The 23,021-nt window shown below is 62.1% G+C and carries 24 protein-coding genes; 17 read left to right on the top strand and 7 right to left on the bottom strand.

Features of this window, described 5'->3' with window-relative positions:
* The first annotated feature begins 36 nt into the window (after positions 1-36).
* Positions 37-726, top strand: coding sequence for a Crp/Fnr family transcriptional regulator (locus AC0IYN_RS09475; RefSeq protein ID WP_071489768.1), 690 nt, complete (start codon positions 37-39; stop codon positions 724-726).
* Here the strand turns inward: AC0IYN_RS09475 and uraH are convergent.
* Both uraH and AC0IYN_RS09465 read right to left on the bottom strand, forming a co-directional pair.
* Positions 723-1,133 (bottom strand): hydroxyisourate hydrolase, encoded by a 411-nt coding sequence (gene uraH / locus AC0IYN_RS09470; RefSeq protein WP_028615259.1) that lies wholly within the window; start codon positions 1,131-1,133, stop codon positions 723-725. The two genes, AC0IYN_RS09475 and uraH, sit on opposite strands and share 4 nt — an antisense overlap.
* 10 nt (positions 1,134-1,143) lie before the next feature.
* Complete coding sequence (locus AC0IYN_RS09465; RefSeq protein ID WP_058424845.1) at positions 1,144-1,617, bottom strand: GlcG/HbpS family heme-binding protein; 474 nt, start codon at positions 1,615-1,617, stop codon at positions 1,144-1,146.
* A 98-nt stretch (positions 1,618-1,715) separates the two neighbouring features.
* On the opposite strand from AC0IYN_RS09465, the gene AC0IYN_RS09460 reads away from it, so the two are divergent.
* Complete coding sequence (locus tag AC0IYN_RS09460) at positions 1,716-2,081, top strand: response regulator (RefSeq protein WP_177111780.1); 366 nt, start codon at positions 1,716-1,718, stop codon at positions 2,079-2,081.
* A gap of 127 nt (positions 2,082-2,208) precedes the next feature.
* Here the strand turns inward: AC0IYN_RS09460 and AC0IYN_RS09455 are convergent, their stop codons facing one another.
* The gene (locus tag AC0IYN_RS09455) at positions 2,209-3,213 is read right to left on the bottom strand and encodes an AraC family transcriptional regulator (protein WP_471841185.1); all 1,005 of its coding nucleotides are present in this window, start codon (positions 3,211-3,213) and stop codon (positions 2,209-2,211) included.
* A gap of 101 nt (positions 3,214-3,314) precedes the next feature.
* Between AC0IYN_RS09455 and AC0IYN_RS09450 the strand changes: the two genes are divergently transcribed.
* Positions 3,315-4,409, top strand: coding sequence for a fatty acid desaturase (locus AC0IYN_RS09450; protein ID WP_457238425.1), 1,095 nt, complete (start codon positions 3,315-3,317; stop codon positions 4,407-4,409).
* On the opposite strand, the gene AC0IYN_RS09445 is transcribed toward AC0IYN_RS09450, so the two are convergent.
* From AC0IYN_RS09445 to AC0IYN_RS09435, 3 genes are all read right to left on the bottom strand, one after another.
* On the bottom strand, positions 4,300-5,235 hold the full coding sequence (locus tag AC0IYN_RS09445) for a LysR family transcriptional regulator (protein ID WP_457238426.1): 936 nt from the start codon (positions 5,233-5,235) through the stop codon (positions 4,300-4,302). The genes AC0IYN_RS09450 and AC0IYN_RS09445 overlap by 110 nt on opposite strands.
* Positions 5,236-5,332: 97 nt before the next feature.
* The gene (locus AC0IYN_RS09440) at positions 5,333-6,502 is read right to left on the bottom strand and encodes a CynX/NimT family MFS transporter (protein ID WP_471841181.1); all 1,170 of its coding nucleotides are present in this window, start codon (positions 6,500-6,502) and stop codon (positions 5,333-5,335) included.
* Entirely contained in the window at positions 6,489-6,950 is a 462-nt protein-coding gene (locus AC0IYN_RS09435; protein WP_406597266.1) for a nucleoside deaminase, read from the bottom strand. The genes AC0IYN_RS09440 and AC0IYN_RS09435 overlap by 14 nt, the downstream gene beginning before the upstream one ends.
* Before the next feature lie 106 nt (positions 6,951-7,056).
* Here AC0IYN_RS09435 and AC0IYN_RS09430 point away from each other — a divergent pair, with 106 nt between their 5' ends.
* From AC0IYN_RS09430 to AC0IYN_RS09380, 11 genes are all read left to right on the top strand, one after another.
* Positions 7,057-7,908 carry a LysR family transcriptional regulator gene (locus tag AC0IYN_RS09430; protein WP_457238427.1) on the top strand — a complete coding sequence of 284 codons (852 nt, stop codon included), beginning with the start codon at positions 7,057-7,059 and terminating at the stop codon, positions 7,906-7,908.
* A 240-nt stretch (positions 7,909-8,148) separates the two neighbouring features.
* Positions 8,149-8,967 (top strand): energy transducer TonB, encoded by an 819-nt coding sequence (locus AC0IYN_RS09425; protein WP_406597268.1) that lies wholly within the window; start codon positions 8,149-8,151, stop codon positions 8,965-8,967.
* Between the two features lie 51 nt (positions 8,968-9,018).
* Complete coding sequence (locus AC0IYN_RS09420) at positions 9,019-9,741, top strand: MotA/TolQ/ExbB proton channel family protein (RefSeq protein ID WP_406597301.1); 723 nt, start codon at positions 9,019-9,021, stop codon at positions 9,739-9,741.
* 1 nt (position 9,742) lies between these two features.
* Positions 9,743-10,144 carry an ExbD/TolR family protein gene (locus AC0IYN_RS09415; protein ID WP_010565408.1) on the top strand — a complete coding sequence of 134 codons (402 nt, stop codon included), beginning with the start codon at positions 9,743-9,745 and terminating at the stop codon, positions 10,142-10,144.
* Between the two features lie 287 nt (positions 10,145-10,431).
* Positions 10,432-11,013, top strand: coding sequence for an alpha/beta hydrolase (locus tag AC0IYN_RS09410; RefSeq protein ID WP_406597269.1), 582 nt, complete (start codon positions 10,432-10,434; stop codon positions 11,011-11,013).
* Positions 11,014-11,062: 49 nt separating this feature from the next.
* Positions 11,063-11,989: a sigma 54-interacting transcriptional regulator gene (locus AC0IYN_RS09405; RefSeq protein ID WP_406597270.1), complete on the top strand. Its 927-nt coding sequence runs from the start codon at positions 11,063-11,065 to the stop codon at positions 11,987-11,989.
* A 127-nt stretch (positions 11,990-12,116) separates the two neighbouring features.
* The gene (locus AC0IYN_RS09400; RefSeq protein ID WP_028615272.1) at positions 12,117-12,899 is read left to right on the top strand and encodes a MetQ/NlpA family ABC transporter substrate-binding protein; all 783 of its coding nucleotides are present in this window, start codon (positions 12,117-12,119) and stop codon (positions 12,897-12,899) included.
* 493 nt (positions 12,900-13,392) lie between these two features.
* Positions 13,393-14,058, top strand: a complete 666-nt coding sequence (locus AC0IYN_RS09395) for an amino acid ABC transporter permease (protein ID WP_003187615.1) — start codon at positions 13,393-13,395, stop codon at positions 14,056-14,058.
* Positions 14,039-14,698 carry an amino acid ABC transporter permease gene (locus AC0IYN_RS09390; protein WP_016975004.1) on the top strand — a complete coding sequence of 220 codons (660 nt, stop codon included), beginning with the start codon at positions 14,039-14,041 and terminating at the stop codon, positions 14,696-14,698. The genes AC0IYN_RS09395 and AC0IYN_RS09390 overlap by 20 nt, the downstream gene beginning before the upstream one ends.
* Positions 14,695-15,471, top strand: a complete 777-nt coding sequence (locus AC0IYN_RS09385) for an amino acid ABC transporter ATP-binding protein (RefSeq protein WP_471841175.1) — start codon at positions 14,695-14,697, stop codon at positions 15,469-15,471. The genes AC0IYN_RS09390 and AC0IYN_RS09385 overlap by 4 nt, the downstream gene beginning before the upstream one ends.
* Complete coding sequence (locus AC0IYN_RS09380; RefSeq protein WP_071493188.1) at positions 15,468-16,316, top strand: transporter substrate-binding domain-containing protein; 849 nt, start codon at positions 15,468-15,470, stop codon at positions 16,314-16,316. Before AC0IYN_RS09385 ends, AC0IYN_RS09380 begins: the two co-directional genes overlap by 4 nt.
* A gap of 90 nt (positions 16,317-16,406) precedes the next feature.
* On the opposite strand, the gene AC0IYN_RS09375 is transcribed toward AC0IYN_RS09380, so the two are convergent.
* The gene (locus tag AC0IYN_RS09375) at positions 16,407-17,567 is read right to left on the bottom strand and encodes an AAA family ATPase (RefSeq protein WP_471841173.1); all 1,161 of its coding nucleotides are present in this window, start codon (positions 17,565-17,567) and stop codon (positions 16,407-16,409) included.
* A gap of 121 nt (positions 17,568-17,688) precedes the next feature.
* On the opposite strand from AC0IYN_RS09375, the gene AC0IYN_RS09370 reads away from it, so the two are divergent.
* From AC0IYN_RS09370 to AC0IYN_RS09360, 3 genes are read left to right on the top strand one after another with little or no spacing between them, the layout of a single operon-like run.
* On the top strand, positions 17,689-18,771 hold the full coding sequence (locus AC0IYN_RS09370) for an efflux RND transporter periplasmic adaptor subunit (protein ID WP_471841171.1): 1,083 nt from the start codon (positions 17,689-17,691) through the stop codon (positions 18,769-18,771).
* Positions 18,768-19,838: an efflux RND transporter periplasmic adaptor subunit gene (locus AC0IYN_RS09365; protein WP_471841170.1), complete on the top strand. Its 1,071-nt coding sequence runs from the start codon at positions 18,768-18,770 to the stop codon at positions 19,836-19,838. The genes AC0IYN_RS09370 and AC0IYN_RS09365 overlap by 4 nt, the downstream gene beginning before the upstream one ends.
* Entirely contained in the window at positions 19,835-22,900 is a 3,066-nt protein-coding gene (locus AC0IYN_RS09360; RefSeq protein ID WP_457248926.1) for an efflux RND transporter permease subunit, read from the top strand. Before AC0IYN_RS09365 ends, AC0IYN_RS09360 begins: the two co-directional genes overlap by 4 nt.
* The last annotated feature ends 121 nt before the right edge of the window (positions 22,901-23,021 follow it).

The following is a 23,021-nucleotide window of genomic DNA, read 5'->3' as shown; positions in this document are numbered from 1 at the left end:
CTGACTGTCAACTGGGCGACAATCTCTGGAGTTCTCATGATTGCGGCAACCTGGCATGCCCGATTGGCCACCGGCCAGTGGTTCAGCCACCTGCCTGTACCGCTACAGGATAGTTTGCTGGCGGCGGCTCGGCTGCGTCAGCTGACGGCGGGGCAGTACCTGTTCCGGCGCGGTGACCCGCCCTGTGGGGTGTATGCGGTATTGGAGGGGGCGGTGCGGGTCAGCGCGGTCAATGCGCAGGGCAAGGAAGCTATTCTGAGCCTGGTTGAAACGCCTTACTGGTTCGGCGAGATCTGCCTGTTCGACGGTTTGCCGCGTACCCACGACGCCTTGTCGGTTGGGCCGTGCACACTGTTGCAGGTACCGCAATCGGCGATGCTCGAGATTCTTGACCAAAGCCCGGCTTATTGGCGCGACATGGCGTTGTTGATGAGCCAGAAGTTGCGCCTGTCGCTGATCAATATCGAACAGATGAGCCTGATGCCGGCGTCGACACGTATCGCTCACCGGCTGCTGATGATTGCCGGCGGGTACGGCGAGATAGAGCATTCCCGTCGCGTCCTGCAACTGCCCCAGGAAGATCTGGCCGCGATGCTGAGCCTGTCGCGCCAGACCACCAACAGTTTGCTCAAGGCGTTAGAGCAGCAGGAGATCATCAAGCTGAGTTACGGCGCGATTGAAGTGCTCGACCTGCCGCGCTTGCGGCAGGCCGCGGGGGCTGGCTAGGAACCGCGATACGTCGAAAAGCCGTAGGGGCTAAGCAGCAGCGGGATGTGGTAGTGCTGGTCGGCCTGCTTGACCTCGAATATCACCGGGACTTCCGGGAAAAACGTCTCGCGATTGGCTTTCTTGTAGTAGTCACCGGTCTTGAACACCACGCGATACTCGCCCGGCTTCATGGCTTGGTTGGCCGGGAACAGTTCGGCGATGCGCCCCTGCTGGTTGGTGACACCTTCGGACAGCGACTGCCAGTGATCGCCTACGTGTTGCTCCAGGGTGACGCTGACACCGGCAGACGGCAGGCCGTTTTCCAGGTTCAGCACATGCACGCTCAGCGGGTTGCCGGCCGCCAGGGCCAGGCTGCTCAAGCCGCTCAGGCTGAGGGCGGCGAGGGTCATAGTCAGGGTTTTCATCGAGGTTTCCTCAAGGGGTGATTGTCAGGCCTAGTTGATTGGCCGCCTTTACCGCGCACGCGTCGTCCTGCTCGGCACCGCCGGCACCGGCAATGCCAAGCGCGCCTACCAATTCAGTGTCGGCGAACAGCGGCACGCCGCCCCCGAGCAACAGCAATTCGGACAAGCTGTTAAGGTTGGCGGCCTCGGGGTTGTTGCGCGCACGCTCGGCAAACAACCGAGTGGGGGTTTTAGTCGACAACGCCGTGTACGCTTTGCGTTGGCTGGCGATGCTGTTGTGCGGACCTACGCCGTCGGCCCGCAGGCTCAGCAATGGATTGCCGCCCCGGTCGAGTACGGTAAGTGCCGCCGTGCACTGCGCCAGGCTGGCGTCTGCCAGTTGGCGTGCGGTGTGCAAATCCAGGTCGGCGTGGCGTGGCAGCGGTGGTGCTGCCAGGACGCTGGCGCTGATGGCGAAGCTCAAGAACAAGGCATTGCGGTACATGGGAACGGCTCCAGAAAGCAGGCCGCTACCTTAGCCAGCGGTCTCGGTCAAAAGCCGAACAATTCGATTACAGGTTTGTAATGAACCAAGAGGTAGGCATGCAGGTGTTGTTAGTGGAAGACCAGCCGAAATTGGCGCAACTCATGGCCCAGGGCTTGAGTGAGGCCGGCTTCGCAGTGGAAGTCGCAGCCAATGGCATGGCAGCTCAGCGGTTTGTGGAAAGCACTGACTATGACTTGGTGATCCTGGATGTCATGTTGCCGGGTTTGAATGCCTGGAAGTTGCAGCAGGCGATTCGCAAGAAGGGCGAGACGCCGGTGTTGTTCTTGACGACTCCGGAAGGGATCGAGGACCGTCTGCGCGGGTTGGAACTGCATGAGGATGATTACTTGCTCAAGCCGTTTGAAGCCAAGGCCTTGGTGGCTCGGGTGAAGAAGTTGTTGCGGCGTGACCGTGGGCGCTGATTGATCCGGCATCTTCAATACCTGGACCACCGCCATCGCAGGCAAGCCAGCTCCCACATTTGGAATGCATTCCCTGTAGGAGCCGGGCTTGCCCGCGATGGGGCCATCACGAACACCGCAAATCCACCTACCGCAACCCATCCCTGAACTGCCCCGGCGTCATCCCCGTCCAGCGCTTGAATGCACGGTTGAAACTGCTGGTGTCGGCAAACCCAAGCAAATGGCTGATCTCGGCCAATGAGCATTGCGGATCCCGCAAATGCAGCAACGCCAAATTCTCCCGGCACTCATTGAGCAACGCATCAAACCGGCAGCCTTCATCCGCCAGATGGCGTTGCAGGCTGCGCAGGCTCAGGTGCAGCGCCTGCGCAACCCGCTCGGCGCTGGGTTCGCCGTCGGGCAACTGCGCTTCGATCACCCGGCGGACCTTGCGCTCCCAGGTCAGCGGTTGCAGTTGGGCGAGGGTACGCTTGAGCACGGTTTCGTTGTGCTCGGCCAGTTCGGGGTTGGCGTCGTCCAGGTGGCTGTCGAAATCTTGCGCGGCGAACTCCAGGCGGTCTTCCTCAGCGCCGAAAAACACCGGCGCGCGAAACGCCGTGTGCCATGGCTTGGGATCGGCCGGTTCCGGCCTTCGCAGGTACACCGCCAGCGGCGCGTATTCGCGCCCCAGGCGATTGCGACAGGTACGCACATAGATCGCCGCAAACGCATCGATGGCCTCGAACGCTGGCGCTGGGTTTCCCGGTAGTTGCAGCAAGCGGAACCGATAGCGTTCGCCGTCGCCGCTCAGCTCCAGGCTCAAGGCATCGCTGACCACCTGGTGATACCGCACGATGCGCTCGAACACTTCCCGCAAGCTGCCACTGGCCACCAGCGCATACCCCAACGCATGAAACGTGGTGGGGCTGACAAACCGCGACACCCGCAAGCCAATCGCCGGATCACCGCTGGCCTGCACTGCCAGTTCCCACAAGCGCGTGGTGGCCGACAGCGGGTAACGCGCATTCGGGTCGTCCATCTGCAGTGGGTCGAGCCCGGCTTGCACGCACAGCGCGGCGCTGTCGAGGCCCAGGGCGTCGAGCTGCTTGCGCAGGGCGCGGGTCCAGCTGGCAAGGGAAGTGGGTTCGGTCATGGCGATTGGCGCTTGCGGTCAACAGGTTGGCGTCCGGGGCTAGCATCCTGGGGCATTGCTTGGGGCAGGATGTGAGCATCAATAAGCAAGAGGATGGAAGCATGGACGGTACTTCTGCAAGTCCCCAGCAGATGAACGCGCAACAGCGTTCGGCGCATATCCGTGAAGTAGTGCTGGCCGAAGGCGTGCGCCTGCGCCAGCAACACCCTTGGCTGCTGCATCAGGACGCGCTGGGCGCAGGCATCCTGGCGTTTGCGCTGCTCGGCATGCTGGGCTCGGCGGCGCTCTACATCACCGGGCACATGGCCTGGTGGGTATGCCTGCTGCTCAACGCGTTCCTGGCGTCATTGACCCACGAGCTGGAACACGACCTGATCCACAGCATGTACTTTCGCAAGCAGCGCCTGCCCCACAACCTGATGATGGGCCTGGTGTGGCTGGCGCGGCCCAGCACCATCAACCCATGGGTACGCCGGCACCTGCACCTCAACCATCACAAGGTTTCCGGCACTGAGACCGACATGGAGGAGCGCGCCATTACCAACGGCGAGCCCTGGGGTTTTGCGCGCTTGCTGATGGTCGGCGACAACGTCATGTCGGCCTTCATCCGCATCCTGCGGGCCAAGACCTGGAAGCACAAACTGAGCATCCTCAAGCGCTCGCTGCTGGTGTACGCACCGTTGGCGTTGCTGCATTGGGGGGCGTGGTATGTGTTCCTCGGCTTTCATGCCGCCAATGGCGTCGCCAGCCTGCTGGGTGCGCCCGTCGAGTGGTCAGCCGGCACCCTGCAGATGATGCAGGTGATCGATATCGCCGCCGTGGTGATCATCGGCCCCAATGTGCTGCGCACCTTTTGCCTGCACTTCGTCAGCTCGAACATGCACTACTACGGCGATGTGGAACTGGGCAACGCGATCCAGCAGACCCAGGTATTGAACCCGTGGTGGTTGTGGCCGTTGCAGGCGTTCTGCTTCAACTTCGGCAGCACCCACGGCATCCACCATTTCGTGGTGAAGGAGCCGTTCTACATCCGCCAGATGACCGCCAAGGTGGCACACAAGGTCATGGCCGAGATGGGCGTGCGCTTCAATGATTTCGGGACGTTTGCGCGGGCCAATCGGCTTGGGTTTCCACCGCCTGCAGGGTTTCGATCAGCGCCTTCGCCGCAGGCGACAAGCGCACCCCAGCGCGGCTGATCACGCCGCAGCGGTTGCTCAGGCTGTCCAGGGCGTGAGGCAGGTTGCGCCAGTGCAGCACCTGCAGTTCGCCACGGGCGAAGGCGTCGACGAACGCTTCTTCGGCGCCCAGGCCAATGGCGTCGGATTGCCGCACGATAGTGGCCAGCGCAGCAAACTGCTCAAGCTCGATGGCGGGGGCAAAGTCGATGCGCCCGCTAAGGTTGGCCAGCAGTTTGCGAATGCCGGGTGCGATCAGTGGCGTCGCCAGCGGGTAGCCGAACAGGTCGTTGGTGGACAGGCTGTCCTTGGCCAGCAGCGGGTGCCCCGCGCGGCAGAAAAACACGCTGCGCCGGGGTGTCAGGGCCTGGGTCTGAAAGTTAGGGTCGGCCTCGAAGTGCCGCACATCGGCAATAAAGAATTCGATTTCTTCACGGTTCAGGCTGCGCCCAAGTTTTTCCCAGTTATCCACCTGCAAGGCGGTGCGCACCTTGGGGTAGGTGGAGATAAAGCGCGCCATGGCCTGGGGCACCAGGTTCACCGACGCCACGGCATCGCTGCCCAAACGTACTTCGCCGGCATCGAGTTTGGTCATGCGCGTGACTTCATGGCTCAGCAATGCGGCGCCTTGCACCAGGCTCAAGGCGTGTTGCAGGACCACTTGGCCTTCCGGCGTGGGGCGCAGGTCTTTATTGGCGCGGTCCACCAGCACGCAGCCAAACTCTTGCTCCAGGCCCTGGATGCTGCGGCTGAACGCCGGCTGCGTGATACCCATGGCGTCCGCCGCGCGCACAAAACTGCGGTGCTCGTTGAGCGCGATGAAGTAGCGCAGTTGGCGAAGGTCCATGGTGTGCCCGGCATCCTGTAGGGGAACCGGGATTTTAAGGGCGATGCTTATTCCGTCAATGAAGCATGTTTGTTTTATTTAGATCTTAAATGCATATCTATAGAGCCGGCGCCGTGCGATAGGTGGCGGGGCTGAACACCCGTGTCACCACCAGCATCGCGACCGCCGTCACCGTCAGCACCGCCCAGGCACTGACGAAACTGCCGGTGAGTTCGCGCAGCCAACCGGTCAGCCATGGCGAAATTGCATTGATCAAAAAGCCCACGCCTTGCACGAACGCCGCCAGTTGCCCGGCTTGGCGCGGGTCGCGGTGGTGGTCGAGGGTCAGCAGCAGGCTCAGGGCGAAACACGCGCCCAGGCCGAAGCCGCACAGCGCCACCCACAGGTGGGGAAACTGCAGCGGCGCGATCAATAGGCCGAGGTAGCCAATGGTCTGGGCCAGCAGGCTGATCCACAGCAATGGCCGGCGGTCGACTCCGCGCTGCGCCAACACCGGCATCAACAGCGCGGCGATCACTTGGAAGATGGTCATGAACGCCAGCAATGAACCGCTGGGCAACACGTCCCAACCCAGTTGCTGATAGTAAGCCGGCAGCCACGCCACCATGCTCATGTAGCCGCAATTGACCAGGCCGAAGTACAGCGCCAGCAGCCAGGCGCGGCGATTGCGCAGGCCCTGGAAGGCAGGCGCCACCTGGAGGTTTTTGGCTGCGCCCAGCGGCAACCAGGCCCACAGCAGCAACGCCGCCAACGCCGGCAACAGCCACACGCCGAGCCCGGCCTGCCATTGCTGGAAGTGGCTGGCCGCCACCGGGCTGAGCAGCGCCGCCAGGCCGCCGCCGGCCATCAATGACGCGGAATACACGCCCATCGCCACCGGCACGCGGTGATGGAATTCACGCTTGATCATCGCCGGCACCAACGCCTGGATCAGCGCCACGCCGGCACCGCCAAGCAATGCCGTCACCAACAATGTCGACCCCTGGCCCATCAGCCAGCGGGCCAGGCACGCCAACAGGATCATCACCAGGCCCAGGGCGATGCCGCGTCGCTCACCCAGTTGCGCTTCCACGCGCACGCCTACCAGCGCCACCAGGCCCATGCACACCACCGGCAAACTGGTGAGCAGGGCGCTGCTCTGGAAACTGAGGCCGGTGGCCTGGCGGATCTCGCCGAGCAGCGGGCTGATGGAGCTGAGGATGGGGCGCAGGTTCAAGCCCAGGACCACCAGCAGGCCCCAGCCAGCGAGGGACTTATTCTGGGGCATGCAGGGTTTTCCATTCGCGATACAGGGCTGTCATGGCGGCGTCGGGCAGGTGCTGGATCGGCAAGCGCTGTTCGCCCACGGGCAAGCCCACTTGTTGCCCGAGCGCCGCCGTCGACAAGCCAAACGGCTCGGCCATGGCATTGCTGGCGGCAAACACCACTCGCTCCACACCGCACAGGTACATGGCGCTCAGGCACATGGGGCAGGGCTGGCCGCTGGCATAGATCACACAGCCGTCCAGGCGCGCGCCGAGCTGCTGGCTTGCTGCGCGGATTGCCAGCAGTTCGGCGTGGGCGGTGGGGTCTTGGGTCAAGTGGATTTCATTCACGGCCTCCACCAGCACTTCGCCGTTGCGCGTCAACACGGCGCCAAAGGGCCGGCCACCGCTGGCGACGTTGGCCTGGGCCAATCGGATGGCGCGTTGCAGGTGCGGTTGATCGTCGGTCATGGGAACCCCTCTGGGCAGGATGGAGGGTGAAGTATGGGCAGCCGCCGAGGTATTCTGAAATTAAATATAACCATGCCAACCAGTGGCAAATGGAATGGTGAGCGTCATGTTCGATCCCGTGTTGTTGCGCAGTTTTGTCGCCGTGGTGGATTGCGGCAATTTCACCCGTGCCGCCGAGCGCCTGCACCTGACCCAGTCCACCGTCAGCCAGCAGATCCGTCGGCTTGAAGACGCGGTAGCGTGCCAGTTACTGGACCGCGATCAGCGCCGGGTGGTGGCGACCGCTGAGGGCGAGCGCCTGCTGGCCTATGCGCGGCGCATCCTCGCGCTGCATGAAGAAGCCGCCGATGTGTTGATCAACCAGCAGAGCGACGGTGTGCTGCGCCTCGGTGTGCCGGAGGACTTTGCCGCCGAGCGCCTGATGCCGCTGCTTTCGTCGTTTGTGCAGGCCTATCCCCGGGTGCGCCTGGAAGTCACCAGCGGCCTTGGTCCCGAGTTGCAGCGCCAGTACCGCAGCGGTGAGTTCGACGTATTGCTGGTCAAGCAGATGGGTGACAGCGATGACTGCCAGGCCTCGTGGCCGGAGCCGTTGTGCTGGGTCGACAGCCGCAGCACGCCGTCGTTGGGGCGCGACCCATTGCCGTTGGTGGCATTTCCGGTGGGCGGCCTGTATCGCAATGAAATGCTGCAACACCTGGAAGTGGCCGGCTGGCGCTGGCGCATTGGTTATTCCAGCGCGAGCCTGGCCAGCGTGTGTTCCGCAGTGGCGGCGGGGCTGGGTATCAGTTTGTTGCCCCGTCGAGTCGTGCAGGACGGGCATGTCGTGCTCGGTTCGGACAGCGGTTTGCCGAAGGTCCAAGGCGTGCGGTTGGCGTTGTACGGCCGCACTGGCTTGGGCGCGGCGGGGCAGAGCCTGCAACGACAACTGCTCGATTTGTGCGCAAACAGCCCTGCCTGACCCATGCCTTTACTGAATATTTTTTATGCCTCAAAGGCATTCAAAAATGGCGACTCGCCGCCAAGCCACGCAGGACGTGGGTTTGCCATTTCAGGATGTTTCATTTATTCATTTTAGATCTATCTATAACTTTAAAGATTACTTTAAGAGATAAGCGTCTGGCCCCGATGATTCAGCCCTCGACGGCCTCCCATGCAGGCCTGTCGGTTTTTTTGTTTCAAAACCGTAGGGAGTGAATCAATGGGCAATGTCCAGACCGCCGCCAGTGCACACGAGGCGCAATGGCGCCAGGCACCGGGTGGTGAGTTGGTCGACCTTGGCCGGCCGCACCGCGCGCCGTTGGGGCAACTGCGCACGCAGAAAACGCCGAAGCGTTTCTCCAGCCGTCGCGAAGGGATCCTGCTCGGTCTGCTGGTGCTGGCCCTGCACGGAGCGGTGATTTACTGGGTGAGCCAGAAGCCGACGCCGGTGCTGCCGATCGTGCCGCCGGAAATCCCACCGATGACCATCGAATTTTCGCAGCCGGCACCGCCGGTGGTGGAACCGCCACCGCCTGTGCCGCCGCCACCACCGCCACCTGTGGTCGAGCCACCGCCGCCGGTCGTGGATGAGTTGGCCGCCAAGCCAGCCCCACCCAAACCGATTCCAAAGCCCAAGCCGAAGCCGGTTCCAAAGCCTGAGCCCAAGCCTGCACCGAAGCCGGTCGAGCAACCGCCTGCGCCACCCACGCCAGCCCCACCGGCCCCCGCGCCCGTTGCTCCGCCTGCGCCTGCGCCGGTAACGCCTGCTTCGGCCAACGCCGCGTACCTGAAGAACCCGGCGCCGGAGTACCCGTCACTGGCCCAGCGTCGCGGTTGGGAAGGCACGGTGTTGTTGCGGGTGCATGTACTGGCCAGCGGCAAGCCGGGCGAGATCCAGGTCCAGAAAAGCAGCGGTCGCCAGCAACTCGATGACGCCGCGCTGACCGCCGTGAAGCGTTGGAGCTTCGTGCCGGCCAAGCAGGGCGATGTGGCCCAAGACGGCTGGGTCAGCGTCCCGATCGATTTCAAGATTCACTAACTATTCGGCTGCGGTGTGTTGAGCACGCCGCGACCTGCACAGAGGGAAAACATCATGGCATTAGCATCTCCACTTGAATCCATCGAAAGCGCGGTGATCTGGCTGCTGGTGGTCTTTTCGGTCGCCACCTGGGGCCTGGCCCTGCTCAAGGGCGTGCAGTTCGGTCGCCTCAAGGCCCAGGATCGCAAGTTCCACAAACAGTTCTGGGCGGCGTCGAGTCTCGACTCGGCTGCCGAGCTGGCCGAAACCCAGCCAGGCGCGGCTGCCCGTGTGGCCCAGGCCGGTTATGCCGCGATCCAGGTGGGTGACACCCCGCACGCCGCTGACCTGAGCCAGGCGATCAACCACCAGGACCGCCTCGAACGTGCCCTGCGCCAGCAAATCGTGCGGGAGCGCCGTTCCCTGGAGACCGGCCTGGCCGTGGTCGCCAGTATCGGCAGCACCTCGCCGTTTATCGGCCTGTTCGGCACCGTGTGGGGGATCATGGAAGCGCTCAAGGGCATCAGCGCCGCCGGTTCCGCCAGCCTCGAAACCGTGGCCGGCCCGATCGGTGCGGCACTGGTAGCCACCGGCGTGGGTATCGCCGTCGCGGTGCCTGCGGTGCTGGTCTACAACTATTTCCTGCGTCGCCTGAAGCTGACGGCTGCGGACCTGGACGACTTTGCCCACGACTTCTACAGCCTGGCGCAGAAAAATTCGTTCCGCGTGCTGCTGCACCCGGCCCTGACCAAGCATGCGCCCGGCAACGCGCAGAAAGTGAAGGAGGCGTCCTGAGATGGCCTTTTCCACGCAAGACAGCGATGAGGTGCTGAGCGAGATCAACGTCACGCCGCTGGTGGACGTGATGCTGGTGCTGCTGGTGGTGTTTATCGTCACCGCGCCGCTGCTGACCAACGCGATCCCGATCAACCTGCCCAAGACCGAGGCGGTCGCGCCGGTGGAGCAGAAGGACCCGCTGGTGGTGAGCATCGACGGCGCCGGCAAACTGTTTATCAACAAGGACGAAATCCAGCCGGACCTGCTGGAGTTCAACCTGCAGGCGGCCAAGGCCAAGGACCCCGATGTGCGGGTGCAACTGCAGGCTGACGATGGAGTGAACTACGGCGAAGTGGCGCGAGCCATGGCGTCTATCGAGCGCGCGGGCATCACCAAGTTGTCGGTGATTACCGCACGTTAGTTGCAAATGCCTCGACAATTTTTTGGCCGTCTCCTTGGCAGGGTGCGGCCTTTTTTTTTACCTGCGTTTTCTGCCGCCTACCGATCCCTGTAGGAGCTGGCTTGCCAGCGATAGCGGTCTTCCAGTGGCCTATGGATTGGCTGATACGCCGCTATCGCCGGCAAGCCGGATCCTACAGTTTGGGGATGAGATTTTGGTTATTAATAAATAGCTTCTTATTCCTTAACGAATATAACACCCGTCCCTATACTGTTCAGCAACGTTAAACGCTGCAGGAGGGCACACCCATGCACAGCGAGTCGATTCGTTATCTGATCGTGCCGGGCTGGCAAGGATCGCCAGAAGATCATTGGCAAAGTCACTGGCAGAACAGCCTGCCCAATAGCGCCCGCGTAGAGCAGGCCGACTGGCTGACCCCGCGTCGCGAAGACTGGGTCGCCGCGCTGGCCGAGGCCATTGCGGCCGACAGCACGCCGGTTATCCTGATCGCCCACAGCCTGGGCTGCATCACCGTGGCGCACTGGGCGGCCACTGCACCGGTGCAGTTCCTGCGCCAGGTACGCGGTGCGTTGCTGGTGGCGCCGGCTGATGTCGAGCGTCCTGCTTGCTCTCCGGCATTGCGTAATTTCGCGCCGATCCCGACCGATCTGTTGCCGTTTCCCAGCCAGGTGGTCAGTTCCGATAACGACAGTGCCGTCAGCGCCCCTCGAGCCCTGGAGCTGGCGCGCTATTGGGGTGCCGAAGCCGGCATTCTGTCCGGCGCCGGGCATATCAATGTGAAGTCTGGCCACCAGCGCTGGGAGCAGGGCTTTGCTTACCTCTACCGCTTGCAAAGCCGCCTCGAGCATCACGCCCGGCGCACCGCCTGAATATTTTTAAACGCCCCGTCCCTCAGTGGATTTGGGGCGGGAGCCTGCCATGAGTCTGCATGAAACCTACGGCCAGCCACTGCTGACCTTTCCCGACGCGGAAAAAAGCCCGCTGAGTATCCGCGCCAAGGCGCTGGTGTTTGTCGATCCCCGTTCGCGGCAATTGCGCGAAGACCTCGAAAGCCTCGCGCCGCGCGCCTTGCCCGTATTGATTCGTGGCGAAACCGGTAGTGGTAAAGAGCTGCTGGCGCGGCACATCCACCGTGGCAGCGACCGCACAGGCTTGTTTGTCTCGGTCAATTGCGGTGCGATCAGCCCGACCTATGCCGATGCGGAATTATTCGGTTACGCCGCCGGTGCCCACAGTGGCGCGGCCAGCAGCCGGGCAGGGTGGTTCGGATCGGCGAATGGCGGCACCTTGTACCTGGATGAGATTGGCGACCTGCCGCTGCCGATCCAGGTGAAGCTGTTGGCTGCCCTGGAAAACCACGAAGTCACTCGCGTCGGCGCCCATCAGCCCAGCCCGGTGGATGTGCGCCTGGTCGCCGCCACCAGCATTGACCTAGCCCAGGCCGTGGCAGCCGGCAAGTTCCATGAGCGCTTGTTTCACTACTTGAGCGAAGGGCGGCTGGACTTGCCAGCACTGCGCGAACGCGTGGGTGACATCCTGTCCCTGGCCGAGTACTTCCTGGGTATCTACAGCCAGCGTCTGGACCTGCCGGTGCCGCTGATCAGTGACGCCGCCCAGCGCGTGCTGGAACTCCACAGCTGGCCGGGCAATACCCGTGAGCTGGAAAACGTCATTCACTTCGCGTTGCTGGTGAGCAGCGGCGACGAGATCCTGCCCGAGCATTTGAACCTGCCGGTCGCAGGTTCGCCGTTGGAACAGGTGCAGCGCATTTTCCAGAGTGCCAGCCCGGCCGAGCAGGAAACGCTGCGCAAATTCCTACATGAACAAAATGGAATATCAACGTGAATAAAAGATATTGTTCGGGAATAAAAAATCTAGGTATTGTCCCTTCCACGCCGCGATAGCACTTCGCTGGCACACCTCATAAAAAACGGTCGTCAGAGACGCCCCGGAATTTCGATAAGGACACTGCATGAAAAAGGTTCTGTTGTTTACCGCACTGGCGGCTGCCCTGACTGCAAGCTTCGCCCAGGCCAACGAGAAACTGGTGGTGGCCGCCACCCCGATCCCGCACGCCGAGATCCTCGAACTGGTCAAGCCGACCCTCGCCAAAGAAGGCGTGGACCTGGAAATCAAAGTCTTCACCGACTACGTACAACCTAACGTGCAGGTGGCTGAGAAGCGCCTTGACGCCAACTACTTCCAGACCCTGCCGTACCTGGAAAACTTCAACAAGGGCAAGGGCACCAACCTGGTCACCGTAGTCGGTGTGCACGTTGAACCCTTCGGCGGCTACTCGAAAAAGATCAAGAACATTTCTGAGCTCAAAGATGGCGCCACCGTGGCCATCCCGAACGAAGGCTCCAACAGCGGCCGCGCCCTGTTGCTGCTGCAGAAAGCCGGTGTAATCACCCTGAAAGACCCGACCAACGCCCTGGCCACGCCAAAAGACATCAAGGACAACCCCAAGCACCTGAAATTCAAGGAGCTGGAATCGGCCCTGCTGCCACGCGTGCTGGACCAGGTTGACCTGGACCTGATCAACACCAACTACGCCCTGGAAGCTGGCCTCAACCCAGCCAAGGACGCGCTGATCATTGAAGACGCCAAGTCGCCCTACGTGAACTTCCTGGTGGCTCGTCCGGACAACAAGGACAGCGATGCTATCCAGAAACTGTCCAAGGCCCTGACCAGCCCGGAAGTCAAAGCCTTCATCGAGAAGAAGTACAACGGCGCGGTAGTGCCTGCGTTCTGATGTAGACAAAACCCCCTTCAAGGTTTGAACGCCGACGGCTACTACAGCGTCGGCGTTTTTTTATGCTCGGCATTGGAATGCGGTTAAAACTGTGGGAGCTGGCTTGCCTGCGATGGCGGTTTGTCAGCTAATGGCGTGCTGGCTGATCCACCGCTATCGCAGGCAAGCCAGCTCCCACATTTGTCGGCGGTGTATTTTAGAGAGCGCGGCTATTGATTGCCCGGCGCAGCGCCACCAACCATTTCACCAGCTCCTGCGGATCAATCGGTTTCACTTCTTTCATGGTTCGATCCCTCGAATCTCAGACCCCTCAACCATAGCTGTCACCCGCCAAACCCGCGAATCCGGCGGTTATCTTTTTGGGTGATATCAATATGCTATTTGGGTATTTAAATTTTACTTTTTATACCTTTAAAGTTTGCGCTACCCGGCGTTACCCACGTCGGATCGGATTGCGCTCGCTGCATTACCCTTGCGGCGTCATGGACTCAAGATGACCTTTGATTTCGCTTTTATCCTCAGCACCCTGCCGGCGTTTCTCAAGGCCGTGGGGGTGACGCTGCAAGTAGGCCTGATCGCCATTGCCACCTCCCTGCTGGTAGCGCTGATCAACGCGGCGCTGCTGGTGTTTCGTACACCGTACCTGTCGCGCCTGGTGGCGCTGTATGTGGAGCTGGCGCGCAACACGCCGCTGCTGATCCAACTGTTTTTCGTGTACTTCGCGCTGCCGGCCCTGGGTTTCAATATCTCCGGGTTCTGGGCGGCGATCATCACCATGACCTTCCTTGGCGGCGCCTACCTCACCGAGGTGCTGCGCGCGGGTGTGGAAGCGGTGCCGCTGGCGCAGATCGAGTCGGGCAAGTCCATCGGCTTGTCCGACTGGCAGCTGCTGCGCCATGTGATCCTGCCCCAGGCCGGCATCCTCAGCCTGCCGGCGCTGTTCGCCAACTTCATCTTCCTGCTCAAGGAGACCACCGTGGTTTCCGCCGTGGCGGTGCCAGAGATTCTCTACACCACCAAGAGCTACATCGCCCTCTACTACAAGACCTACGAAATGCTCGCCGTGCTGACGCTGATCTGCGTGTTGCTGTTCTTGCCGCTGTCGCTGTTGCTCAGCCGCCTGGAAAGGAGGCTCCAGCATGGCCAGTTCGGGTCTTGAGTTGTTGTGGGTGTCGTTGCCGCAACTGGGCAAGGGCGCTGCGCAAACCCTGTCGATCTCGTTCTTGAGCATCGCGTTCAGCACCATCGGCGGCGTGTTGTATGGCGTGCTGCGCACGTTGAACAACCGGTTGATCAACGCGGTGCTGCGGGTGTACCTGGAGCTGTTCCGCGCGATCCCGGTGCTGGTGTGGTTGTACCTGCTGTTTTTCGGGCTGCCGATTTTCTTCGGCCTGAGCATTCCGAGTTTCTGGTGCGCGGTGCTGGTGCTGTCACTGTGGGGCGCCAGCGAGGTGGGCGAAGTGGTGCGCGGCGCGTTGCATTCGCTGCCACGCGGGCAACGTGAAGCGGGGTTGTCGATTGGCCTTTCGGACCCGCAGCTCTACGGCTACGTGCTGCTGCCCCAAGCCCTGAAACGCATGACGCCGCCGACCATCAACGTCTACACACGCATCATCAAGACCAGCTCCCTGGCGGTGCTGATCGGCGTGGTGGACGTGATCAAGGTCGGCCAGCAAATCATCGAACGCACCTATGAGTCTGTATTGATCTACGGCGTGCTGTTCCTGTTTTTCTTCTTTATCTGCTACCCGTTGTCGGCCGCCTCCAAGGTGCTGGAACGGCGCTGGGCCCAAGCATGAGTGCATTGATCGAGTTCCAGGGTTTCAACAAATTCTTCGGCGAGGCGCAGGTGCTCAAGGGCATCGACCTGAGCGTGCAAAGTGGCGAAGCGGTGGTGATCCTCGGCCCCAGCGGCTGCGGCAAAAGCACCTTGCTGCGTTGCCTCAATGGGCTGGAAGTCGCGCACAGCGGCAGCCTGCGTTTCGCCGGCAAGGAGCTTCTGGACAAAAGCACCGACTGGCGCCAGGTGCGCCAGGACGTGGGCATGGTGTTCCAGAGCTACCATTTGTTCCCGCACATGAGCGTGCTCGACAACATCCTGCTCGGCCCCTTGAAGGTACAAAAACGCGACCCCCGCGAAGCCCGTGAACAGGCAGAAAAACTGCTCAACCGTGTAGGCCTTGCCGACAAACGCGACGCCTTCCCGCGTCAGCTATCCGGTGGACAGCAGCAACGCATCGCCATCGTCCGTTCACTGTGCATGAACCCCCAGGTCATGCTGTTTGACGAAGTCACCGCTGCCCTCGACCCGGAGATGGTCAAGGAAGTGCTGGAAGTGATTCAGGGCCTGGCCCGCGATGGCATGACCTTGCTGATCGTTACCCACGAAATGGCTTTCGCCCGCGCCGTCGCCGACCGCGTGGTGTTCATGGAGGCCGGTCGCATCCTCGAACAAAACACCCCCGAGGCATTCTTTACGAACCCGCAAACCGCACGCGCGCAGCAGTTCCTGGAGAAGTTCTCCTTTGTTTCAACACTGCCCAAGAAAACCAAGGAATTGGAGCTGATATGAAAAAGTTACTGCTGCCACTGTTTGCCGTCGCTCTGCTGGCCGGCTGCGATAAAAAGGCCGAAGAGCCTGTAAAACCTGCCGCTGTCAGTTACATCGATAAGATCAAGGCGCGTGACAAACTGATCGTCGGTGTCTTCACCGACAAACCGCCGTTTGGTTTTGTGAACGAAGCTGGCCGTTACGTAGGCTTCGATACCGACATCGGTCGCCAATTCGCCAAAGACCTGTTGGGCGATGAAAACAAGGTCGAGTTCGTTGCCGTCGAGCCGGCCAGCCGTATTCCGTTCCTGCAAAGCGATAAGGTCGACCTGATCCTCGCCAACATGACCGTGACCCCGGAACGCAAGGAAGCAGTCGACTTCACCAACCCCAACCTGAAAGTCGCGGTGCAGGCCCTGGTACCAAACGACAGCGCGGTAAAAAGCCTGGATGACCTGGCCACTCGCACCACCATCGTCACCACCGGCACCACCGCCGATATCTGGCTGACCAAGAACCACCCGGACTGGAAACTGCTCAAGTTCGAGAAAAACTCCGAGTCGTTGCAGGCGTTGTCTGCCGGCCGTGGTGATGCCTATGCCCAGGACAACCTTGTGCTGTTCAGCTGGGCCAAGCAGAACCCAGGCTACCGTGTGCTGGAAGAAAAGCTGGGTGATGAAGCGCCGATTGCACCCGCGGTGAAGAAGGGCAACATCGAACTGCGCGACTGGGTGAATGCCGAGCTGGCCAAGTTGGGCGAGGAGAAATTCCTGCTCAAGCTGTACGACCAGTATGTGCGTAAAGAGCTGAGCGATGACACCAAGCCGGAAAGTGTGATTGTTGAAGGCGGGAAGTGGCAGGGCTGATTCAGCTATCGCCGGCAAGCCGGCTCCTACAGGTCACCGTAGTCCTTGTAGGAGCCGGCTTGCCGGCGATGAGGCCCTCCCAGTCACTGGCTATTGCGGCCAATGCCACGCCGGCGCGTCCAGAATCCCCTGGCCCACAATCTGGGTTTCCCCCAACACCTTCTCCAACACAATCGAATTGCACCCCTCATCCTGCTGCAACGCCGCAATCAAGCGGCTGGCATGGGACACCACCCACACCTGGCACTGTTGGGATGCCTGGATGATCAAGCGCGCCAACGCCGGTAGCAGGTCCGGGTGCAGGCTGGTCTCCGGTTCGTTCAGTACCATCATGGTCGGTGGGCGAGGTGTGAGCAGCGCTGCGATCAGCAGTAGGTAGCGCAAGGTGCCGTCCGACAATTCCGCCGCTGACAGTGGCCGCAGCAAGCCCTCCTGGTAGAACTCAATCGCAAAGCGCCCGCCCTGCAAGGGCTCGATGTTCAGACGTGCGCCGGGGAATGCGTCGCTGATCGCTCGCTGCAGTGCCTCCGGGTCGCCAATCTCCCGAATCGTCTGCAACGCCGCCGCCAGGTCGCGCCCGTCGTGATGTAACACCGGCGTGCGCGTACCCAACTGAGGCTGGCGCACGGGGGAATCCACATCACTGCGAAAGTGATCATAAAAGCGCCAGCCCCGAATGCTTTCGCGCAGGATCAACACTTCCGGCGAGCCGCGTAGGCTGCCGACCTGGTCGAACAGGCTGTGGTAGTTGGGCGTGTGCTGGGCCAGTACATCCCAGTTGCGACCGTCGCGGGCGCGCACCATCGGCCCGGAGCGTTGCACCAGCAGGCTGGCCGGGCGGTAGAGATGGCCGGCCCAGATGCATTCCTTTTTGATCTCGGGGTCCAGGGAGAAATAGCTGATGCCCGGCGAGGGCAGTCCCATGGAGATGGCGTAGCTGAAGTCTTCCCCCGCGAATCCAAGCCGCAGGCGTTTGACGTCGTTGCGCGTGGTGGCTTGAATCGGCACGTCACCCTCACGCATGCGTTTGCTGAGGGTCTCCGGCCCGGCCCAGAAGGTGGAATCCAGGCCGCCCTCGCGTGCCAAGGCATTGATCACGCCACCTTGCGCTGTTTCCGCCAGTAGGCGCAGGGCACGGTATAGGTTGGATTTGCCGCTGCCATTGGGCCCGGTCACCAGGTTCAGTCGGTCCAGGGGCACCACCAATTTGTTGATCGAGCGGTAATTGGCCACCGCGAGGGTCTTGAGCATGGGCATTCTGTCAGCGTGGGAACCATTGGAGTATGGGAGCCTCCATGCAGATAAGGAACCCTCAACTAAGCTCACAGTCGCATACACACTGGCAAGTCGGCATCACGCAAAAGGAGCCTGCATGGGCGGTCGTATTTCCACCTTTATTCTATGCCTTGGCCTACTGGCGCTGTTGAGCGGCTGTAGCGAGGACAACGCCGAACCGAAGCAGCATTCACGGGTGTTTGTGCAGACCGTGCAGTCGGCGGACTTTGCCGCGGCGGTCACGCTCACCGGCGATATCCAGGCTCGGGTGCAAACCGATCTGTCCTTTCGCGTGGGCGGCAAGATCATCCAGCGCATGGTGGACGTGGGCGACCGTGTGACCGCCAAGCAAGTGCTGGCCAAGCTCGACCCCAAGGACCTGCAGACCAATGTCGACTCCGCCCAGGCCCAGGTCGTGGCCGAGCAGGCGCGGGTCAAGCAGACCGCCGCCGCCTTCGTGCGCCAGGAAAAACTCTTGCCCAAGGGCTACACCAGCCGCAGCGAATACGATTCCGCCCAGGCCGCGCTGCGTAGCAGCCAAAGCGCGCTGGCCGCCGCCCAGGCCCAACTGGCCAATGCCCGCGAGCAACTCGGCTACACCTCGCTGATCGCCGGCGCACCGGGTGTAATCACCGCGCGCCAGGCCGAGGTGGGCCAGGTGGTGCAGGCCACCGTGCCGATTTTCAGCCTGGCCCGCGATGGCGAGCGCGACGCGGTGTTCAATGTGTATGAATCCCTGCTGGTAGAGCCGCCGCCGGACGCGCCGATCACCGTCAGCCTGCTGGATAACCCGAGCATCAAGGTCCAGGGCAAAGTGCGAGAGGTCACGCCTGCCGTGGCCGCCAATACCGGCACCGTGCAGGTGAAAATCGCCCTGCAAGCGCTGCCCAAAGGCATGGAGCTGGGCTCGGTGGTAAGCGCCACCGCCAATGGCCCGGCCAAGGCCAGTATCGAATTGCCCTGGGCTGCGCTGACGAAAGACCTCAGCGAGCCCGCCGTTTGGCTGATCGACGGCGACGGCAAGGCGCAATTGCACAAAGTCACCGTGGCGCACTACCTCACCGGCAAAGTCATCATTGGCGACGGCCTCAAAGGTGGCGAAAAAGTCGTGGTGGCCGGCGGGCAATTGCTGCACCCCGGCATGCTGGTCGAGATCGCCCAGCAAGGAGCCCAACCATGAAGCGCCTGACGGGGATACTCGCCGCCAGCCTGTTGCTGGTGGCCTGCTCCAAGGAAGAACCGCCGCCCGAGCCTGTGCGTCCGGTGCTGTCCATGGAAGTGACGTCCGAAGACCAGGAAAACCTTGGCCGCTTCGCTGGCACCATCCAGGCCCGCTACGAGAGTAACCTGGGCTTTCGCGTGCCTGGTCGCATTGCCCGGCGCGCCGTGGACGTGGCCGCCGAGGTGGAGAAAGGCGCCTTGCTCGCCGTCCTCGATCCCACCGACCAGCAGAACCAATTGCGCTCGGCCCAGGGCGACCTGGCTCGCGTGCAGGCGCAATACATCAACGCCCAGGCCAACGCCCGTCGCCAGCAGGAGCTGTTCAACCGTGGCGTTGGCGCCCAGGCCCAGCTGGATATTGCCCAGACCGACCTGAAGACCACCCAGGCGTCCCTCGACCAGGCCCAGGCCTCGGTCAATCAAGCCAAGGACCAACTCAACTACGCCGAACTGCGCACCGACCACGCCGGCATCGTCACCGCCTGGAATGCCGAGGCCGGCCAGGTGGTCAGCGCCGGCCAGCAAGTGGTGACCCTGGCCCGCCCGGATATCAAGGAAGCGGTGATCGATCTGCCGGCCGGCCTTGCCGAGCGCCTGCCGCCAGACGTGGTGTTCCTGGTCGCCGGGCAGCTCGACCCCAGTGTGCACACCACCGCCATCGTGCGCGAGATCGAACCCCAGGCCCAAAGCGCCACGCGCACCCGCCGAGCACGCCTGACCCTGGCCGAAACACCGCCCGCGTTCCGCCTGGGCACGGCGATCAGCGTGACCTTGAGCACCGCCATTGCGCCACGCATCGAACTGCCCTTGAGCGCCTTGCAGGAGGTCGATGGCAAGACCCGGATCTGGCTGCTCGATACCCAGAACCAGACCGTGCAACCGCGCGACGTCAGCGTGATCAGCCGTGACGCCAACAGCGCCTTGCTCAGTGGCGGCGTCAAACCCGGCGAACGCATCGTCACCGCTGGCGTGAACAGCCTGAAACCCGGGCAAAAAGTCAAAATCGACGAGGACAGCCCGCGATGAAAGGGAGCTTCAACTTATCCGACTGGGCCCTCAAGCATCAGTCCTTCGTCTGGTACCTGATGTTCGTCGCGCTGCTGATGGGCGTGTTCTCCTACATGAACCTGGGCCGCGAGGAAGACCCTTCGTTCACCATCAAGACCATGGTGATCCAGACCCGCTGGCCGGGTGCGACCCAGGAAGAAACCCTCAAGCAGGTCACCGACCGCATCGAGAAAAAACTCGAAGAGCTGGACTCCCTCGACTACGTGAAAAGCTACACGCGGCCGGGCGAGTCCACGGTGTTCGTGTTCCTCAAGGACACCACCAGTGCCAAGGCCATCCCGGAGATCTGGTACCAGGTACGCAAGAAGATCGACGACATTCGCGGCACCTTCCCCCAGGGTTTGCAGGGGCCGTCGTTCAACGATGAGTTCGGTGACGTGTTCGGCTCGGTGTATGCCTTTACTGGCGACGGCCTGTCGATGCGCCAGTTGCGCGACTACGTGGAGCAGGTGCGCGCCGAGATCCGTTCGGTGCCGGGGTTGGGCAAGGTCGAGATGATCGGCCAACAGGACGAAGTGATTTACCTGAATTTCTCCACGCGCAAACTGGCCGCCCTGGGCATTGACCAACGCCAGGTCGTGCAAAGCCTGCAATCGCAGAATGCGGTGACGCCGGCCGGGGTGATCGAGGCCGGGCCGGAGCGCATTTCGGTGCGCACGTCGGGGCAGTTCGCCTCGGAAAAGGACTTGGCCAACGTCAACCTGCGGCTCAACGACCGGTTCTATCGGCTGGCGGACATTGCCGAGATCAGCCGTGGCTACGTGGACCCGGCGCGCCCGATGTTCCGCTTCAACGGCAAGCCGGCGATCGGCCTGGCGATTGCCATGCAGAAGGGCGGCAATATCCAGTCGTTCGGCAAGGCCTTGCACACGCGCATGGACGAACTGACCGCCGACCTGCCGGTGGGCGTCGGCGTGCACAAGGTGTCCGACCAGGCAGAAGTGGTGGAAGAGGCCGTCGGCGGCTTTACCAGTGCGCTGTTCGAAGCGGTGATCATCGTGCTGGTGGTGAGCTTCATCAGCCTGGGCATGCGTGCCGGGTTGGTGGTGGCGTGTTCGATTCCGTTGGTGCTGGCGCTGGTGTTCGTGTTCATGGAATACAGCGGCATCACCATGCAGCGGGTGTCGTTGGGCGCGTTGATCATCGCCCTCGGCCTGTTGGTGGATGATGCGATGATCACCGTCGAAATGATGATCACGCGCCTGGAAAAAGGCGAAACCAAGGAGCAGGCGGCGACCTACGCCTACACCTCAACGGCGTTCCCGATGCTCACCGGTACCCTGGTGACGGTCGCCGGTTTTGTGCCGATCGGCCTCAACGCCAGTTCGGCGGGCGAATACACCTTCACCCTGTTTGCGGTGATTGCCGTGGCGATGCTGGTGTCGTGGGTGGTGGCGGTGCTGTTTGCGCCGGTGATTGGTGTGCATATCCTCAGCGCCAAAGTGAAGCCTCACGATGCCGAGCCGGGGCGGATTGGCCGCGCCTTCAATGGCGGCATGCTGTGGGCCATGCGCAACCGCTGGTGGGCGATCGGCATTACCGTGGCGCTGTTTGTGGCGTCGGTGTTCTCCATGCAGTTCGTGCAGAACCAGTTCTTCCCGTCATCGGACCGCCCGGAAATCCTGGTTGACCTGAACCTGCCGCAAAACGCCTCGATCAACGAGACCCGCAAGGCCGTCGACCGTCTGGAAGCGATCATCAAGGACGACCCGGACATCGCGCGCTGGAGCACCTACATCGGCCAGGGCGCGATCCGTTTCTACCTGCCCCTCGACCAGCAACTGGAAAACCCCTACTACGCGCAGTTGGTGATCGTGAGCAAGGGCCTGGAAGAACGTGGCGAGTTGATCGCGCGTTTGCAAAAGCGCCTGCGCGATGACTTCGTGGGCATCGGCAGCTACGTGCAGCCGCTGGAGATGGGCCCGCCGGTGGGTAGGCCGATTCAGTATCGCGTGTCGGGCAAAGACACCGACCAGGTGCGCAAACACGCCATCGAACTGGCGACCCTGCTGGACCAAAACACCCACCTGGGCGAGATCATCTACGACTGGAACGAGCCGGGCAAAGTGCTGCGCATCGACATCGCCCAGGACAAGGCGCGGCAACTGGGGCTGTCGTCGGAAGACGTGGCGCAGTTGATGAACAGCGTGGTCAGCGGTGCCTCGGTGACTCAGGTACACGACGATATCTACCTGATCAACGTGGTCGGCCGTGCCGAAGATGCCGAGCGCGGTACGCCGGAAACCTTGCAGAACCTGCAGATCGTCACGCCCAACGGCACTTCTATTCCGCTGCTGGCGTTCGCCACGGTGCGCTATGAACTGGAGCAGCCTTTAGTGTGGCGTCGCGACCGTAAACCGACGATCACCATCAAGGCGTCGGTGCGTGACGAGATGCAGCCGACGGACCTGGTTAAACAGCTCAAGCCGGAAATCGATAAGTTCAGCGCCGGCTTGCCGGTGGGCTACAAGGTCGCCACCGGCGGCACCGTGGAAGAAAGCGGCAAGGCCCAGGGCCCGATTGCCAGTGTGGTGCCGCTGATGCTGTTCCTGATGGCGACCTTCCTGATGATCCAACTGCACAGCGTGCAGAAGATGTTCCTGGTGGCCAGCGTGGCGCCGCTCGGCTTGATTGGCGTGGTGCTGGCGCTGATCCCCACGGGCACGCCCATGGGCTTTGTGGCGATCTTGGGGATCCTGGCGCTGATCGGCATCATCATCCGTAACTCGGTGATCCTGGTGACGCAGATTCATGAATACGAGGTGGCAGGCTATACGCCGTGGGATGCGGTGGTGGAAGCCACCGAGCATCGGCGCCGGCCGATCCTGCTGACGGCGGCGGCGGCGAGCCTGGGCATGATCCCCATCGCCCGTGAGGTGTTCTGGGGGCCGATGGCCTACGCGATGATCGGCGGGATCATTATCGCCACCTTGTTGACGCTGTTGTTCCTGCCGGCGCTTTACGTGGCCTGGTACAAAATCCGCGAGCCCAAGCAGGGGCAGCAGGAAGAACGCAGTTAAAAATGTGGAGGCTTGCTGTGGTGATCAGGTGCTCTCGCCACAGCAAGCTCTTTCCCACAGCGTGATGCTCATTGACCTTTTGTACCGTGGGAAACGTCTGGAGGTGATACGCGTTGCCCCC

The sequence above is a fragment of the Pseudomonas sp. AC112 genome, from assembly GCF_979253545.1.
Note: the sequence above shows the minus strand (reverse complement) of the source record. Positions and strands in the feature narration are given on the sequence as shown.